This is a genomic window from Duganella aceris (genome assembly GCF_011090165.1).
In the GTDB taxonomy this organism is placed as follows: domain Bacteria; phylum Pseudomonadota; class Gammaproteobacteria; order Burkholderiales; family Burkholderiaceae_D; genus Rugamonas; species Rugamonas aceris.
In genome coordinates this window covers 179695-197040 of sequence record NZ_JAADJT010000003.1, presented here as the reverse complement: position 1 = coordinate 197040, position 17346 = coordinate 179695, and the positions used below count along the sequence as shown (strand labels likewise).

The 17346-nt window shown below is 68.8% G+C and carries 14 protein-coding genes; 4 read left to right on the top strand and 10 right to left on the bottom strand.

The window, feature by feature from the left end:
- Positions 1–7 precede the first annotated feature (7 nt).
- The 7 genes from GW587_RS08115 to GW587_RS08085 all read right to left on the bottom strand — a co-directional run bounded on the left by GW587_RS08115 (position 8) and on the right by GW587_RS08085 (position 6996).
- A complete protein-coding gene (locus GW587_RS08115) occupies positions 8–1129 on the bottom strand; it encodes a cupin domain-containing protein (RefSeq protein WP_166100871.1) in 1122 nt (373 codons plus the stop codon).
- A gap of 119 nt (positions 1130–1248) precedes the next feature.
- Positions 1249–1938 carry an ABC transporter permease gene (locus tag GW587_RS08110; protein WP_166101592.1) on the bottom strand — a complete coding sequence of 230 codons (690 nt, stop codon included), beginning with the start codon at positions 1936–1938 and terminating at the stop codon, positions 1249–1251.
- Positions 1939–2021: 83 nt separating this feature from the next.
- Positions 2022–3260 carry an ABC transporter substrate-binding protein gene (locus GW587_RS08105; RefSeq protein WP_166100869.1) on the bottom strand — a complete coding sequence of 413 codons (1239 nt, stop codon included), beginning with the start codon at positions 3258–3260 and terminating at the stop codon, positions 2022–2024.
- A gap of 10 nt (positions 3261–3270) precedes the next feature.
- A complete protein-coding gene (locus tag GW587_RS08100) occupies positions 3271–4071 on the bottom strand; it encodes an ABC transporter ATP-binding protein (RefSeq protein ID WP_166101589.1) in 801 nt (266 codons plus the stop codon).
- A gap of 287 nt (positions 4072–4358) precedes the next feature.
- A complete protein-coding gene (locus tag GW587_RS08095) occupies positions 4359–5423 on the bottom strand; it encodes an acyl-CoA dehydrogenase family protein (protein WP_166100867.1) in 1065 nt (354 codons plus the stop codon).
- A 1-nt stretch (position 5424) separates the two neighbouring features.
- A complete protein-coding gene (locus GW587_RS08090) occupies positions 5425–5979 on the bottom strand; it encodes a carboxymuconolactone decarboxylase family protein (protein WP_166100864.1) in 555 nt (184 codons plus the stop codon).
- Positions 5980–6072: 93 nt separating this feature from the next.
- Positions 6073–6996, bottom strand: coding sequence for an AraC family transcriptional regulator (locus GW587_RS08085; protein ID WP_166100862.1), 924 nt, complete (start codon positions 6994–6996; stop codon positions 6073–6075).
- Positions 6997–7122: 126 nt separating this feature from the next.
- Between GW587_RS08085 and GW587_RS08080 the strand changes: the two genes are divergently transcribed.
- Positions 7123–7662 carry an FKBP-type peptidyl-prolyl cis-trans isomerase gene (locus GW587_RS08080; RefSeq protein ID WP_166100860.1) on the top strand — a complete coding sequence of 180 codons (540 nt, stop codon included), beginning with the start codon at positions 7123–7125 and terminating at the stop codon, positions 7660–7662.
- A 12-nt stretch (positions 7663–7674) separates the two neighbouring features.
- On the opposite strand, the gene GW587_RS08075 is transcribed toward GW587_RS08080, so the two are convergent.
- Together GW587_RS08075 and mutS are read right to left on the bottom strand one after the other, a co-directional pair.
- Entirely contained in the window at positions 7675–8739 is a 1065-nt protein-coding gene (locus GW587_RS08075) for a hypothetical protein (RefSeq protein ID WP_229259351.1), read from the bottom strand.
- Positions 8736–11417 (bottom strand): DNA mismatch repair protein MutS, encoded by a 2682-nt coding sequence (gene mutS / locus GW587_RS08070; protein ID WP_166100857.1) that lies wholly within the window; start codon positions 11415–11417, stop codon positions 8736–8738. Before mutS ends, GW587_RS08075 begins: the two co-directional genes overlap by 4 nt.
- Positions 11418–11587: 170 nt before the next feature.
- Here mutS and GW587_RS08065 point away from each other — a divergent pair, with 170 nt between their 5' ends.
- The gene (locus GW587_RS08065; RefSeq protein ID WP_166100852.1) at positions 11588–11887 is read left to right on the top strand and encodes a hypothetical protein; all 300 of its coding nucleotides are present in this window, start codon (positions 11588–11590) and stop codon (positions 11885–11887) included.
- 18 nt (positions 11888–11905) lie between these two features.
- Here the strand turns inward: GW587_RS08065 and GW587_RS08060 are convergent, their stop codons facing one another.
- Positions 11906–12496, bottom strand: coding sequence for a hypothetical protein (locus tag GW587_RS08060; RefSeq protein WP_166100847.1), 591 nt, complete (start codon positions 12494–12496; stop codon positions 11906–11908).
- A 281-nt stretch (positions 12497–12777) separates the two neighbouring features.
- Between GW587_RS08060 and GW587_RS08055 the strand changes: the two genes are divergently transcribed.
- Together GW587_RS08055 and GW587_RS08050 are read left to right on the top strand one after the other, a co-directional pair.
- Entirely contained in the window at positions 12778–14232 is a 1455-nt protein-coding gene (locus GW587_RS08055; RefSeq protein ID WP_166100843.1) for a Gfo/Idh/MocA family protein, read from the top strand.
- Positions 14233–14314: 82 nt separating this feature from the next.
- Positions 14315–17317, top strand: a complete 3003-nt coding sequence (locus GW587_RS08050) for a sensor histidine kinase (protein WP_166100838.1) — start codon at positions 14315–14317, stop codon at positions 17315–17317.
- Positions 17318–17346 lie beyond the last annotated feature (29 nt).

Here is a 17346-nt window from a genome sequence, read left to right as displayed (position 1 = left end):
TTGTGCGTTAGCCCAGCTCGATCCAGCCGTCCTGATACCACGTATACAACGCTTCCAGCACGTCGTCCGACGCCGAGGCCAGCTCGGCGCCTTCGAGGCGGCGGTTGTTGGCCAGCAGCTCCAGCGTGACCTTGTCGGCGCGGCCGATGCCGAACGATTCGCCGTTGATGAAGACGTTTTTGCCGCGGTACAGCATCTGCGACTTGCGCGACAGCGACAGGCCTTTTTTGGCGGCCGCTTCGCCGAACTTGCCCACCGTTAGCGGTTTGGCAGGGCCGGTGAAAAACACATTGTGCTTCGGCGTCGACATGTATTCGCCGAAGAAGATGGTGATGTCCTCCTCGGTGAAACGGACCTTGTTCAATTCCTCGGTCAGCTCGGTCAGCATGTGGCGCGGGATCTCGGCCGGCTTGGCGGTCGCCTCCAGCTCCGGATCGGCGTAGCGGCCCGGCAGGTCGATCGAGTCGGCCATGAATTGCAGGAAGTTCTCGCCCAATTCCTGGTAGGACGGCGAGCGGAAGCCGATCGAATAGGTCTGGCAATCGCCGATGGCGACGCCGTCGTGCGCGTAGTGCGGCGGCAGGTACAGCATGTCGCCCGGGTTCAGCACGAACTCCTCGTTCGGCTTGAAGTTGGCCAGGATTTTCAGCGGCATGCCTTCGACCAGGCTCAGGTCGTTTTGCGGGCCGATTTGCCAGCGGCGCTGGCCCTGCGCCTGCAGCAGGAACACGTCGTAGGAATCGAAGTGCGGGCCGACGCCGCCGCCGTCGGTGGCGAAGCTGACCATCAGGTCGTCCAGGCGCGCGTCCGGGATGAAGCGGAACTGGCGCAGCAGGTCGTCGGCTTTGGCGTCGAACAGGTTGACGCCCTGGACCAGCATGGTCCATGCTTTCTGGTCCGGCGGCGGCAGGTTTTCCAGCGGGCCGTGCTGCATGTTCCACTCGCCGTCGACCGAGGTGATCAGGCGCGATTCGGCGTGGTTGGTGGCGGCCAGCTTGGTCAGCGCTTCAAGGCTGAGCAGCGGCTTGAAGCCGGGGATGGCGTTACGGATGAGCAGTGGCTTTTTGTGCCAGTAGTCGCGCAAGAACTGCGCCGGCGTGATGTCGCCGAGGAGCGGTAATTTTTTCATACGCCATTATAACCTTCACCCCCAAGCGATAGAGGGGTCGGACCCCATGCGGGGTCCGACCCCGCAGCGGATCGCCGTGCGGGGGAAGACTTCGCAGCGGATCGCCGTGCGGGGTGCTGCTAGCGTACATGCAGCCAGCGCGCATGGGCGGCGCGGGCCAGCCAGTCCAGCATGAAGCCGAGTATGCCGATCAGCACGATCGCCGCCATCAGCTCGTTGTACGCCAACCGGTCGCGCGCGTCGAGGATGAAATAGCCCAGGCCGGCCGACACCCCCAGCATCTCGGCCGGCACCAGCACGATCCAGATGATGCCGATCGCCAGCCGCACCCCGGTCAGGATGTCGGCGGTGATGCCGGGCAGGACCACGCGCAGCACCGTCTCGGCGCGCGTGGCCGACAGGCTGCGCGCCAGCAGCAGCCAGTTCGGATCCAGCCGCGCCACGCCGGTGGCGGTGTTGAGCAGGATCGGCCAGACCGCCGCGAAGGCCAACAGGAAGTACACCGGCGCGTCGCCGACGCCCAGCGTCATCACCGCCAACGGCATCCACGACAGCGGCGACACCATGCGCAGCAGCTGGAACAACGGCATCAGCGCCGCCGCGAAACGCCGCGAGCTGCCTACCAGCACGCCCAGCGGCACGCCGAGCGCCACCGCCGCCGCCAGGCCGTAGCCGACGCGGCGCAGACTCAGGCCGATGTCGCGCCAGATGTCCGGCCCTTGCAGCAAGTGCAGCAGCGCGCGGCCGGCTTCCAGCGGCGCGAAGGCGGCGGCGATCGGCGTGTTCTTTTCCAGCGCCGTCACGCCCATTTGCCACAGCAGCAGCGCCGCCGCGAAGCCGGCCAGCGGCAGCAGCAGGCGCGCGTTCAACGCATCGATGCGACCGGCCACCGTCAGACCGCCAGCACTTCGCTGCGGGTCAGGCTGGCCGGCAGACCGAACACCGACGGCCCGCCCACGGCGGCGATGGCCTTGCGCACGAAGCGGTCGTCGACCAGGTCGCGCGCGGTGGCGGCCGGATCGAGTTTCTGCAGGAAGCCGGTGTCGCCTTCGAGCCGGGTGGTTTTCAGCGCGCGGATCATCTGTTCGGTGTACGAGGCGAACGGGAAGGGCTGGAAGTCGATGCGGCGCTGGTTCCAATCCTTGTGCGCGATGATGCCGGTCTTTTCGTAGTCGGCGTAGTCGGTCACGGTCAGCACCTTCGACAGCACCTGCAATGCGTGCGGCGTGTAGCGGTGGGCGTCGCTGCTGGACAGCAGGCGCGCGGTGTCGATCTGGTTGGAGCGGGTCCACAGCTGCGCCTTGACGATGGCGTTGGTGACGCGCTGCGCCCATTCCGGACGGGTGGTGATGTCGCGCTCCGACAGGAAGGTCACGCAGCAGGCGTGGTTTTTCCAGACGTCGCCGGAGAAACGCAGCACTTTGCCGACGCCGTTGGTCTCGGCCAGCGCGTTGAACGGCTCGGCGACGATGAAGCCGGCGATCGACTTGCTGGCCAGTGCCGACACCATCTCGGCCGGCGCCAGCACCACCAGGTTGACTTCCTTCGGCCCGATGCTGCCTTCGCGACCCTTGCTGACCACCGACAGGCCGTTCTTGGCCAGGATCTGCTGCAGCAGGATGTTGTGGATCGAGTACCAGAACGGGATCGCGACGCTGCGTCCGCCCAGGTCGGCGACGCTGTTGATCTCCTTGGCTACCGTCAGCGCCGAGCCGTTGACGTGGTTCCACGCCACCACCTTGGCCGGGAACTTGGCGCCGTAGCGCACCGACAGCGTGGCCGGCGACAGCAGGTGGATCACGTTGACCTGGCCGGAGACGAAGGCTTCGACGATCTGCGCCCAGCTGCGGAACAGGCGCGGCGTCTCGGCTTGCAGGCCCTCGGCCTCGAACAGCTTGCGGCCGTGCGCCACCAGCAGCGGTGTGGCATCGGTGATCGGCAGGTAGCCGATCTTCACTGGCTGGTCGTCGCCTTTCGGGCCTTGTTGCGCCATGGCGTCGCCGGCGAACAGCAGCGGTGCGGCGGCGCTGGCGGTGCCGAGCGCGGACAGGCGCAGGAAGTCGCGCCGGGTCATGCCGCAGTCGCAGTCGGAGGCGGCGCAGATGTGATACGGATTGCTGGTGTCGGTCATGGCGGGCTTTCTAGGAAGAGGAGGGGATGGCGCGCTGGTCGTGCAGCGCGGCCAGGATGTCTAGTCGCAGCGCGCCCAGTGCGGCGGTGTCGGCCAGGCGCGGTTGCGGCAGGTCGAGCGTCCATTCGCGCACGATGCGGCCGGGGCGGCCGCCCATCAGCACGATGCGGTCGGCGACCAGCATGGCTTCGTCGATGTCGTGGGTGACCAGCAGTACGGCGCTGTGCCAGCGGTGCACCACGTCCACCAACAGGGTTTGCATCTCGGCGCGGGTGATGGCGTCGAGCGCGGAGAAGGGTTCGTCGGCGAACAGCAGTTCGGGTTCGCGTGCCAGCGCGCGCGCCAGCGCCACGCGCTGCGCCATGCCGCCCGACAGCGCGGCGGGGTAGCGCTTCTCGCTGCCAGCCAGGCCGACGGCGGCGATCGCGTCCCGCACGCGGCGCGCGTGGGTGTCGCGGGCGATCTTCGGCTGGCGCGCGAAGTCGAGGCCGAAGCCGACGTTGGCGGTCACGTTCAGCCAGGGCAGCAGGCTGGCTTGCTGGAACACCAGCGCGCTGCGCGGGCTCGGTTCGGTCAGCGGTGCGCCGAGAAAACGGACGTCGCCGGCGGACGGGGCTTGCAGGCCGGCCAGCACGCGCAGCAGCGTGGACTTGCCGCAGCCGCTGCCGCCCAGCAGCGCGACGATCTCGCGCGGCCGCACCGCCAAGGTGATGTCGCTGAAGGTCGGCGCGGCGCCTGGGTAGGCGAACGCCAGCCCCCGTGCGTCCAGCGCCCAGCCCTGCGGCGCCACGCCGGCCGCGCCGCCAGCCAGCTGGCGCGGCGCCGTCGCCGCCTCGGGCGCCGTCACCGCCTCGGGCGCCGTCACCGCCGCCTCGGGCGTCGCCACCGCCGCCTCGGGCGTCGCCACCGCCGCCTCAGGCGTCGCCACCGCCGCTTCGGACGTCGTCATCGGTGCCTCGGACGTCGTCACCTCCGCCTCGAGCGTCGTCATCGCTGCCTCGGACGTTGTCACTGCCGCCTCGGGCGTCGCCGTGCCTGCTGGCTGGCCTGTCGTCATGGCCGCCTGCTTGCTTGCCGGCCCGTTCGCGGGCGCGAGCGTCATGCCGGCGTCGCGGCGTGCTTGGCCAGCGCCGCCTGTAGTTGCGTGATGCTCGGCGTGATCACCGGGATGAAGGCCGATTCGCGCCAGCGTCGCGCGAAGCCGTCCTGCTCCTGCTCCAGGTAGGCGTGGCCGCCCTTGGCTTGCAGCTCCAGCGCCAGCGCCTGCTGCACCAGCTCCGCCAGCGCGATGCGCAAGCGGAACAGCGCCGGCGCGGCGGCGATGAAGCGGCCGTCGGCCACGCCCTCGAGAAGCTGTTGCGTCAGATCCGCCAGGGTCTGCCGCGCGGCGGCGATGCGTTCGACCAGCTGTTCGCCGCGCGCGTTGGCGGCGACCCGCGCCGCCTGTTCCAGGCTGGCCTGCGCCAAGCCGATCGACATCCCGCACTGCATGCCCAGGAAGGCGGGACGCACCCGCGGCAACCAGTCCGGCGCCTGCGCGCTGATGATGTTGTCGGCGCCCGCCGCAACCCGCTCCAGACGGATGGCGGCGGTGTGGCTGCCGCGCAGCGCGATCAGTTGCAGGTTGGCGCTGCGCTGCACGCCGGAAGCGTCGCTGGCGAAGGCCACCACCGCCGGCGGCGCGCCGTTGACCGGCGCCACCGCCGCCGCCGCGACGAAGCGTTGCGGCCGCAGATTGGTGACCCAGGCCAGTTTGCCGTCCAGGGTCCAACCGTCGCCGGCCGGCGTAGCGTTGATTTGCAGCGTCTCCATGCCGGACAAGAACTTCATCGCGTTGGACAGGCCGGTGGCCCCGGCCAGCGTACCGTCCAGCAGCTGCGGCAACAGGCGCTCGCGCAGCGCCGCGTTCGGGCTTTGCAGCAGGTACTCGATGAAGCTGCGCTGACCCCAGTAAACAAAAGCCGCCGTCACCGAATGCCGCGCCACGTCGGCGATGCCGAGGATCGCGTCACGCACATCGCCGCCACCACCACCCAGCGCCGCAGGCACGCCGGCGCCGAAGCAACCGGCCGCCGCCAGCGCCGGCATCACCTCATCGGCCAGCGCTTCCGATTGATCGAGATCGTCGGCGTGCAGGGCCAGCCACTCGTGCAGGGCAGCCATCTCAGACCGCGCCGGGCAGGTAGGGTTGCAGCTGCGGATTGACCGGCGTGCCGGCCAGGCTGTTGGCGAAGTTGCACAGCGTCGCCAGGCTGATGCCCAGCACCACCTCCAGCGCCTGCTGCTGGTTGTAGCCGGCGTCGAGGAAGGCTTGCAGCTCGGCGTCGCCGACCGCGCCGCGATGAGTGATGACGGCGGCGGCGAAATGCGCGACCGCGTCCAGCCTGGCGTCGCCGGTGTCCGCGCCGGACTGCAGCGCGCGCACGATCTCGGCCGGCTGGCCGGCTTTCTTCAGCGCGACGGCGGAATGGCCGGCGACACAGAAGTCGCAGCCGTGGATGCGCGCGGCGGCGATCTGCACCACTTCGCGTTCGATCAGCGTCAGGCTGGTGCGGGCGTTGATGCCCGAGACGGTCAGGTAGGTTTCCAGCGCCTGCGGCGCATTCGCCAGCACGCCGATCAGGTTGGGCAGGAAGCCGTTGTTGGCGATCGCCTTTTCAACGTAAGGGCGGCTGTCGGCCGGCGCGGTGTCGAGCGTGTGCAGGGTGAGACGGGACATGTCGGTCTTTCGTGAACGATGATGACGCATTATCCGGCCCCGCCGCCTGGGCCGCCATGCCCGAACGTCGTCGATTTTTGTTCAAACGTCTTTTTATGCGGCCGCGCGCGACTGCCGGCGGTAAGCGCCCGGCTGCTCGCCGACGATGCGCTTGAAGGCGCGGCTGAACGCGGCGTGCGACTGGTAGCCGACGTGGCTCGCCGCCTGTTCGACCGAGTCGCCGGCGTTGAGGCGCTGGGTCGCCAGCCGCATGCGCAGGTGCAGCAGGAATTGCGCCGGCGTGACCCCGCCGGCGCCGGTGAAATGCTTGCAGAAGGCGGCGCGCGACATGTGCGCGGCGTCGGCCATGCGGGCGATGCTCCAATCCTCGCCGGGGCTGCGCAGCATCTCGTCGAGCAGCGAAATGAACTCACCGCGCTGCGCCAGCGCCAGCAAGCCGGCGGTCAAGGCCTGTTGCTGCCCGGCGTGGCGGATCAGGTAGAAAAACAGCAGCTCCACCAGGCGCGCGATCAACGGCGACGGCCGTTCCGGATCGCCGCCGGCTTCGGCCAGGATCATGTCGAACAGCGCGGCGCTGTGGCCCAGGGCGGCGTCGCCGCTGCGGCAGACCAGGTAGTCGGGAAAGGAACCGATCAGCAGCGGGCTGAGGGCGCCGCTGAAGCGGAAAAAGCCGCAGGCCAGGCCGGCGCCGTCGACCTGATCGTGCGGCGCCGCATCGCCCAGCGGCAGCATGGTGCGGCGTTCCACCGGCGCCGCCGGATCGGGCGAGGCGCTGAGGAAGTGCGGCACATCGCTCATCAGGAACACGCCGTCGCGCGCGTGCAGCCGCAGCGGCGGCTGGCCGTCGATGTGCAGGTAGCAGGCGCCGGCCAGCACCAGGTGGAAGCTGGCCCGCGCCTGGCCGGCGGTCGAGACCCGCCACGGGCCGCAATAGCGGCCCACGTGCATGGCGGCGGCGTCCAGCTGGATGCTGCCAAGCAGCCATTGGGCGAGTTTGTCGGAGACGGCGGGATGCATGCGGCCATTGTAGGCCCAGCGGGGCGCCGGCTACAGAATCAATTGCTATATCCTTATGCGGCGCCCGCCGGAGCCGGTTTGGGATACAAGGTATAATCCGGGGGTTACCAAAGAAAGGAATTTAACATGAAGATTGCCAAGAACACGGTCGTGACTGTGAATTACAAACTGTCCGATGCCCAGGACAATCTGATCGAAGACGGCCGTCAACCGATGGTCTATCTGCACGGCGGCTACGAGAACACGCTGCCAAAAATCGAAGAAGAACTGGACGGCAAGGAAGTCGGTTATTCGTCGACCATCCAGATCGAACCGGAAGACGCGTTCGGCGACTACGACGCCGCGCTGGTCAAGGTCGAGCCGCGCAACCGCCTGCCGGAGCCGCTGGAAGTCGGCATGCAGTTCGAAGGCATGCCCGACGGCGACGAAGGCGACGAAGCGATGATCTTCACCGTCACCGATATCGCCGACGACAAAGTCGTTCTGGACGGCAACCATCCGCTGGCCGGCATGGCGCTGCGTTTCTCGCTGAGCGTCGCCGAAGTGCGCGAAGCGTCGGACGAGGAAATCGCCCACGGCCACGTGCACGGCGCCCACGGTCACCATGGTGACGAGGACGACGAAGGCGAAGAGGGCGACCACGTCGCCATCCACCCGATCCACTAAGTCGGTTCAGCGTTACTGCGTCGCGTCGGCGCCGCCGCCCTTGAGCGTGAACAGGGTGGCGGCGCCCGGCGCGACGCGCACCTCGGCCCATTCGGCGCCGAGGCTCAGATGCCCGACGTTGCCGCGCCAGTGAATGGCCGGTTCGGCGCCGCCTGCGCCGGCGGATGCCGCGCTGGTTTGCGCATCGATCAGCAGCACCTTCCCCTTGTATTTTTCCGCCATCGCCTGGATCTGCCGGCGCGGTTCGGCGAAGCCGTCCTGTTTCGATTGAAAACTCGGCAGCAGCGAGAAGCCTTCGTTCGCCTGCAATCCGACATCGCCGTCCGAGAACAGCACCAGTCCCTGCAGCTTCTGCCGCGCCGCCAGCGTGAACAGGCGGTGCAGCCAGGCGCGGTTGGCCACCAGGCGGTCCTCGTACTCGCTATTGCGGCCAGCTTCGGGGCGGTAGTGGTTGTTATTCGACGGCAGATTCACGGTGGCGAACAGCACCTTGCCGTATTCCCAGTGTGCGTTCTCCGCGTAGCTGCGGAACTTGGCGGTGGACGACAGGCGCGTCAGCGGGATGCGGCGCGCGCCCAGCGATTCGCCGTCGCCGTAGAACAGTTCGCGCAGGCGGTTCAGGCGTTCGATGGCGTTGGAGCGGCCGGCCGAGTTGAGGCAGGCGCTCCAGTCGCTGCCGGCCAGCGAGACGATCAGCGGATGGGCCGAGTCGTTCAGCAGCTCGCGGCGCTGGGCGTACAGCCTGTCGCTGCAAGGTTCGGCGGCGGCCTTGATGCCGGTGGCGACGATGAAGGCGGGATCGGTTTGCGCCGTGTCGGCGATGGCGCGCTTGAGCACCGCTTCATTCGCCGCCGCCTTGAAGGCGTGGCCGATGACGACGAACTGGAAGGCGCGCGGCGCCGGCGCGGAGGGCGGCTGCGCAGCGTGCGCGGTGACCGGCGCGGCCAGCGACACCAATGACACCAATGACGCCAATGACGCCGACGGTGCGAACGGCGCCAGCAGCCGCGCCAGAGCGCGCGCCGCCGTCATGGCGGCGCGCGGCGTGGCGTGGCGGCAGCGCGGCGCGCGCATCATGCCTGCGCCGACTCCGTCAGGCGTTTGAGCTGGTACAAGCGGTCCAGCGCCTCGCGCGGGGTCAGCGCGTCCGGATCCAGGTCGTCGAGCGCGTCGAGCAGCTCGCGCAACGCCGGGCTGGCGGGGGCGGGGGCCGGCGGCGCGACTTCCTCGTCGTCCGAGTCGGTGGACGGCGCGGCGAACAGGTCCAGTTGCGGCGTCGCGTCGAGCGCCTGCGCCTCCAGCCGCGCCAGGTGCTTGCGCGCGGCCTTGATCACCGGCTGCGGTACGCCGGCCAGCTGCGCCACCTGCAAGCCGTAGCTCTGCGACGCCGGGCCGTCCTGCACCGCGTGCAGGAACACGATGCTGTCCTTGTGCTCCACCGCCGACAGGTGCACATTGTGCGCGGTCGGATGGCTCTCCGGCAGCTGCGTCAATTCGAAGTAGTGGGTGGCGAACAGGGTGAAGCTGCGGCTGGTGTCGATCAGATGGCGCGCGATCGCCCACGCCAGCGCCAGGCCGTCGAAGGTCGACGTGCCGCGGCCGATTTCATCCATCAGCACCAGCGAATGCTCGCTGGCGCCGTTGAGGATGGCCGCCGCCTCGGTCATCTCCACCATGAAGGTGGAGCGGCCGCCGGCCAGGTCGTCGGTCGCGCCGATGCGGGTGAAGACGCGGTCGATAGGACCGATCACCGCGCTCTGCGCCGGCACGTAGCTGCCCATGTAGGCCAGCAGCGTGATCAGCGCCACCTGGCGCATGAAGGTCGATTTACCACCCATGTTCGGGCCGGTGATCAGCAGCAGGCGGCGCTCGTCGACGAAGCGGCAATCGTTGGCGATGAAGCGCTCGATCTGGTTCTCGACCACCGGGTGGCGGCCTTCGACGATGTTGATGCACGGCGTCGCGACCAGCTGCGGCGCGCACCAGTTGTGGCGCAGCGCGTGCTCGGTCAGAGAGGTCAGGGCGTCCAGCTGCGCCAGCGCCTTCGAGATGGTCTGCAGCGTGCCGATGTACGGCGCCAGGTCGCCCAGCAGCAGGTCGTACAGCATCTTCTCCCGCGCCAGCGCGCGGTCCTGCGCCGACAGGGCCTTGTCCTCGAACGCCTTCAGTTCCGGCGTGATGTAGCGCTCCGCGTTCTTCAGCGTCTGGCGGCGGCGGTAGTCGTCCGGCACCTTGGTGGTCTGGCCGTGCGTGACTTCGATGTAGAAGCCGTGCACCTTGTTGTACTCGACGCGCAGGTTGGCGATGCCGGTGCGGGCGCGTTCGCGCGTTTCGAGATCGACCAGGAACTGGCCGGCGTTTTCCGACAGCGCGCGCAGCTCGTCGAGCTCCGCGTCGTAGCCGCGCGCGAATACGCCGCCGTCGCGCACCATCGTCGCCGGTTCCGGCGCCACGGCGCGTTGCAGCAGGTCGAGGCAGGCGGCCGGGGTGGCGATGTCGGCGTGGATCGCGGCCAGCAGGCCGTCGCCGTCGCCGATGGCGCGGCCCATGCCCTGGCGCAGCGCGGGCAGCTGCGACAGGCCGTCGCGCAGGCTGGCCAGGTCGCGCGGGCGCGCCGACAGCAGCGCGATGCGGGTGGTGATGCGTTCGATGTCCGGCACCTGCGCCAGCGTGTGGGCCAGGCCGCCGGTGGCGTCGGCATGGCCCAGCGCGGCGATGGCCTGGTGGCGCGAACGGGCCACGGCCTGGTCGCGGCGCGCGTGGTGCAGCCAGTAGCGCAGCAGGCGCGAACCCATGGCGGTGCGGCAGTGGTCCAGCAGCGAGAACAGCGTCGGCGATTCCTGGCCGCGGATGGTCTCGGTCAGTTCCAGGTTGCGGCGGGTGGCGGCGTCGAGGCCGATGAATTCGTTTTCGGTTTCGGTCGACAGCGTGCGCACGTGTTGCAGGCCGCGTCCCTGGGTCGACTGCGCGTAGCGCAGCAGCGCGCCGGCCGCGCCGAACGCCGCGCCCAGGCCGTCGGCGCCGAAGCCGGTCAGCGTCGCCACGCTCAGTTGATCCAGCAGCGACTTGTGGCCGCTGACCACGTCGAAATGCCAGTCCGGCACGCGGTTGACGTGGCAGGTCAGGTTTTCCTCGAACAGGTCGGCGTTGTCGCCGCGCAGGATCTCGGCCGGCGCGATGCGCTCCAGTTCCTGCAGCATGCGCTGGGTGACGGTGCGGCTGTCGCCGGAGAACTCCATCAGCTTCAGCGCGCCGCTGGCCAGCGACAGCCACGCCAGGCCGGCGGTGGCGACCTTGCGCTGGCTGATGATGCACATCGCCAGCAGCGGACGTTCGGCTTTTTCCGGCAGCAGGTCGGCGTCGGTCAGCGTGCCCGGCGTGACCACGCGCATCACCTTGCGTTCGACCGGACCTTTGCTGGTGGCCGGGTCGCCGATCTGTTCGCAGATGGCGCAGGATTCGCCGATCTTGACCAGCTTGGCCAGATAGCCTTCGAGCGAATGGAACGGCACGCCGCACATCTTGATCGGTTGACCATTCGCCGAACCGCGCGCGGTCAGCGTGATACCGAGCACGCGCGCCGCCTTTTCCGCGTCCGCATGGAACAGCTCGTAGAAATCGCCCATGCGGTAGAACACCAGCATGTCCGGGTACTCGGCCTTGATGGACAGGTACTGCGCCATCATCGGCGTGACTTTTTCGGTGGGACTGTTCTTGACGGCGGCGGCGTTGATTTCGTTCGGGACGGTGGTCATTGGTTCTTTATGAGTCTGGTTTTGCGGCGGCTCAATCAGCCAGCGCGCGTAGCCCAGCATTCTAACGCTTTCGGCGCCGCGATGACGAATTCGGAGACGGTGCGCGGAATGGTTCGCTTCCCCGGACCGGGAAATAGGGCTGCACGGCGCTACAATGGATAGCGAAGAGTGTGGCGGAAATCCCGTTGCAAAGAGGGCAAGATGAACTATGCGAGTATCGCTTGGGAAATTATGCCGATGCCGCCAACGCATTTGGATGCTGTGTGGCGAGGTCTGAAATCATCCAGGACGGCTATTACCTTGATGCCGCCCGCATAGCGCAAGCCCGATGTTTGTGGCTCGATGGCCAGGGGCAGCTCGCCGCCCGCGTTGTCGCTGCGGCCGCCACCTCCGCTGCGACTTGGCTGGACAAACGCTATACCAGGGACGATGTCATCATGGCCATCGGCGGATCGGCGGCCGCAGGTTGATTAGAGGTCGCCGCCGGGCTAGCGTGGGCAGGTGGTGACCTTGGTTTTGATGCCGTCGCGGAAGGGATCGCGCCCGCCGGTCATGCCGTTCGATTCCTTGACCGCGCAATAGGTGCTGCCGCCGGCGTGGATCTTGCTCGATACCCGGCCGTCGTCCAGCGTGGTCGCTTCCTGACTGAGTCCTCCATCGCCGCCGACGTAGGCGCCGCCCAGCCTTGCCGCCAGCGCGGTGCTGTCGTTGGCGATTTTCTTGTCGCGCGGGTTCCAGGCTTCCTTGCGCATCTGCCGGTCGGCCAGCGCCGCGCTTTTGAGCGAGCGTTGCAGCAGATCCTCGGCCGCCTTGGGTGGCGGTTGCGCGAACGGATCCGCCGCCGGCGGCGTGCTGAGCGTGATCGCTTGCGGGGGCTGCGCCGGCACCGCCACGGCCGGCTGCGGCGCGGTGATCGGCGCGGGCGCGATATGGCGCGAAGGCCGGACCGGCGCCTGAGCCGTTCTGCGCCGCTCGAGCGTCGGCATCAGCGGCGCCAGGATGTAGGTGACGGCCTGGCGTTGCGTGGCATGCGGCGTCGCCAGGCGATGGTCCGCCCGCCAGACTATCAATGCCAGCACGTGTGCGCCGGCGATCAGCGTCAGCCATGCCCGGCGTCGCCAGGCGCCGCCGCTTGCGGGGGAATACGTGTCGATAATGCGCGCTCCGAAAAAATAAAATCACGCCAGTGTAGCCGGGCCAGGGACTTCGGCGATATCCCCATCGAGAGAGGCCGGCATCGACAGCCGTTTGCCGCGCCGCAACACAAGTAGTCATTTTCTTGACTGCTTGCGGCAAGTTCGGAGGGCAATGCGCGTATATCCTCGTGTCCATCCTTAACCCACCAACAAAAGGAGTGCGCATGAACGATAAAGACCTGGCACCGATGGACCGGCGCGGCCTGTTGAAGGCGGCCGGCGCCGCCGGCTTGATGCTGGCGACCGGCGCCTACGCCGCCGACGCCGGCGCCCGCAAACGCTACGCCGTGGTCGGCGTGGGATCGCGGGCGCGCATGTACACCCGCGCCATCACCGGCAAATACCGCGACCGCGCCGAGGTGGTCGGCGTCTGCGACCGCAACGCCGGCCGCGCCGCGCTGGCCGTCAAGCGCATCGCGGAGACCGGCGCCGGTCAGCCGGTCGCCTACGCGGCGGCCGATTTCGACCGCATGCTGCGCGACACCAAGCCGCAATTCGTCATCGTCACCACCACCGACGCCAGCCACGACGAGTACATCGTGCGCGCGCTCGACGCCGGCTGCGACGTCATCACCGAAAAGCCGATGACCACCACCGCCGAGAAGGCCCAGCGCATCCTCGACGCCGTCAAGCGCAGCGGGCGGCATATCCGCGTCTGCTTCAACTACCGCTATTCGCCGCCGCGCACCCAGGTCAAGGATCTGCTGATGAGCGGCGAGATCGGCGACGTGCTGTCGGTCGACTTCACCTGGCTGCTCAACACCGTGCACGGCGCCGACTACTTCCGCCGCTGGCACAGCAACAAGGCCAACTCCGGCGGCCTGATGGTGCACAAGGCCACCCACCATTTCGACCTGGTCAACTGGTGGCTGGGCGCGCAGCCGGAGCGGGTGCAGGCCGCCGGGTCGCGTCAGTTCTACACGCCGGAGACGGCGCGCCGCATGGGATTGCAAGGCGCGCATGAGCGCTGCCTGACCTGCACCGAGAAAGCCAAGTGCAGTTTCTACTTCGACCTGGCGGCCGATCCGGGGCTGAAAGAGCTTTACCTCGACAACGAGAAGCACGACGGCTATTTCCGCGACCAGTGCGTGTGGCGGCCGGAAATCAGCATCGAGGACACGATGACGGTGATGGTCCGCTACGACAACGGCGTGCAGCTCAACTACGGCCTGCAGGCCTACGATGCGTGGGAGGGCTACCGCATCGCCTTCAACGGCACCAAGGGTCGGCTGGAACACAGCATCGTCGAAGCGGCCGGCATGGCGGGGGCGAACGCGGTGCAGAGCCGCAGCGACACGGTCAGCACGCGCATCATTCCGCTGCGCGGCGCGCCACGCGAGATCAAGCCATGGACCGGCGAAGGCAACCACGGCGGCGGCGACGATGTGATGCTGGAGGAGATCTTCGGCGAGGCGCCGGCCGACAAGTACCGGCGCGTCTCCGACGAACGCGCCGGCGCCTACTCGTGCCTGGTCGGCATCGCCGCCAACCGCTGCTTCGAGAGCGGGACGACGGTGCGCATCGCCGACCTGGTCACCGGCCTGACACCGCCGCTGCGCGCGCCGATGCCGGACCGTGGCGCGCCGATCGCCATGCCGCTGAAGTTGAAGATGCCCTGAGCCGGCGTACCCCGGACCATGGAGACATTGAGTGCGGGCGGATGATGCGGTAGGCTATTGCTTTTTAGTCATAACCGCGCCCATGGATAATTCGCCCGCACCGCAGCGTCCGCGCCTCGCCTCGTGGGCGGCGGCGTTGTTTGTGGCGGCCGCCGCAGCTTCCGCCATCGCCGCCGCCGGCGAGCCGCTGCCGTTCTGGCGTTCCAGTCTGTCACACACGGCCTGGACGGCGCGGGACGGCGCGCCGTCCGATCCGAACACCATGGCGCAGGACCGCACCGGGATGCTGTGGTTCGCCGCGTCCGATGGCCTGTTCCGCTTCGACGGCGTGCGCTTCGAGCGGGTCGATGAAGTCGGCGGCCACAAGCTGCTGTCTCCCAATGTGCGCGCGTTGGCGCTGTTCGGCGATGCGCTGTGGCTGGGCTACGCCTTCGGCGGCGTCAGCGTGTTCGACCACGGCGCGGTGCGCCACTACGGCGAGGCGGAGGGCGTGCCGTCGCGCAGCATCTACCAATTCGCCAGGACCGCCGACGGCACCTCATGGTTTTCCTGCTCGGGCGGGATCTACCGGCTCGACGGCGCGCGCTGGCGGCAGGTGACGCCGGCCGACGGCCTGCCCGCCGGCGAGCAGCCGGCGCTCGTGGTGTTGCGGGACGGCGGGCTGCTGGTCCGCCACGCCGCAGGTCTGTTCCGCAGCGTGCCCGGCACGCTGCGGTTTCGCCAGGTCCCCGGACCGGGCGGCATGACCTTCAGCCAGTTGAACGCCGACGGCAAAGTGCTGGTGATGAAATACGGCGTCATGCCGCAAGTGTTCGACCCGATCTCCGAGACCACGGTGCCGCTGCGGTTGCCCGACGCCCCGACCTTGCCCTACAGCGTATATCGGGATGGTCGCAATGGGTGGTGGATCGGCGGCGGCGATGGGATGCGGTTGTACGACCCCGATTTCAATCTGAAAAAGCAGTTGCTGGCGCCGCAAAGTTTCAGCGGCGTTCGGGTCAGCGAGGGACCGTTCGATGACCGTGAAGGCAATCTCTGGTTTCTGACCGAGAATGGCGTGGACCGGGTGCGCGAAACCCGCGCGACGGTATTGGAAACGCCGTTGCGCAGGGCCGACTTCAGCGTCGCCGCCGGGGCCGAGGGCGACGTCTGGATCGGCAGCAACATGACGGTGAATGAGGCCGCGCCGCACGCCTTCGCCATCGCCGCCGACGGGCGCCGCATCGACAGCGACATGCCGTCCGCCACCGCCAGCACGCGCGACGCCGACGGCGGCCTGTGGTTCGGCACGTTCGGCGGCATCTGGCAGCGGCGCGCCGGCCAGGTGCGGCATTGGCCGCTGGCGCCGGCGCTGCAGGGCACCGCCGTGCAGGCGCTGGCGATGGCGGATGATGGACGGCTGTGGGTCTCGGTGGTGCGGCGCGGCGTGCACACCTTGCAGGACGGCGTGTGGCTGGCCGGCGGCGGCCACCCCGAACTGGCCACGCGCACCGCCGTCTCGCTGCACGCCGACGCGCAGGGGCGGCTGTGGTTGGGCTACACCGGTAACGCGATGGCGATGCTGTGGCGGGGGAAGATCCAACGCTTCGGTCCGACCGACGGTCTGGCGGTCGGCAACGTGCTGTCCATGTCCAGCCGGCGCGGCAGGCTGTGGATAGGCGGCGACCAGGGTTTGGCGCGCTTCGACAACGGCCGCTTCGTCATGCTGAACGACAGCGCCGGGCAGCCTTTCGCGGGCGTCTCCGGCATCGTGGAGACGGGCGCCGGCGAGTTATGGCTGCACGGGGTGAAAGGACTGATCCGCGTCGGCGCCGCCGATTTGAGCGCCGCGCTGGCCGGCGGCGGCGACCGGGTGGCGGCCGAACGGTTCGACCACCTGGACGGGCATGAAGGGGTGTCGGCGCAATTGCGGCCGCTGGACTCGCTGACCGAGGCGGCCGACGGACGCCTGTGGTACGCCACCACCAGCAGCGTCGGCTGGATCGATCCGCGCCGCATCGGGCGCAACCGGCTGGCGCCGACGCCGCTGATCACCTGGCTCGACACCGACAGCCGGCGCTACCGCGCCGTCAACGGCATCGGCCTGCCCGAGCATAGCCGCAATCTGCAGATCGACTTCACCGCCGCCGTGCTGTCCATCCCGGAACGGGCCCGCTTCCGGTCCCGGCTGATCGGACAAGACCATGTCTGGCGCGATTCCGGGACGCGGCGCCAGGCGTTCTACACCAATCTCGGTCCGGGCGACTACCGTTTCGAGGTCATGGCCGCCAACGAGGACGGCGTGTGGAGCGTGGCCCCGGCCACGCTGAGCTTCCGCATCGCGCCGGCGTTCTATCAGACCGTCTGGTTCAAGCTGGCGTGCGCGGCGCTGCTGGCCGGCGCCTTGTACCTGCTGTACCTGCGGCGCCTGGCGCGGATCACGGCGCGGGTGGTCGAGCGCATGCGCGCGCGGCTTGAGGAGCGCGAGCGCATCGCGCGCACGCTGCATGACACCTATCTGCAAAGCGTGCAGGGATTGATCCTGCGCTTTCACAGCATCAAGGCGGGCTTGCCGGACAACGACGTCGCGCGGCGGCAGATCGACGCCGCGCTCGACGCCGCCGACGCCGTGGCCGACGAGGGCCGCGACCAGTTGATGGAGCTGCGCGACAATCACCTCTGCCACGGCGAGCTGGCGCCGGCGCTGGAGGCCGCCTGCGGCGCGGCCGGCGCGCAGCACGGCGTGGCGTTCTCGCTGCGTGAAGAGGGTGCACGGCGCGCGCTGCGGCCCGAGGCGCAGGACGAATTGTTCGCCATCGCCAGGGAGGCGGTGGGCAACGCGCTGCGTCATTCCGGCAGCACCGAGGTACTGGCGCTGCTGAGCTACGGCGCCGCGGGCTTCACGCTGGAGGTGCGCGACCACGGCCGGGGCATGGACGAGGAAGTGCGCAAGGCCGGCCGCCGCCACCGCCACTGGGGCCTGACCGGCATGCGTGAACGCGCCGCCCGCATCGGCGCCAGGCTGGCGATCTACAGCACGCCCGGCGCCGGCACCGCCGTGGTGGTGACGCTGCGCGCCGCGCTGGCTTATCAGGACCGCCGTTGACGCCGTTCGCTTGCGGCGCGGCGCCCCAT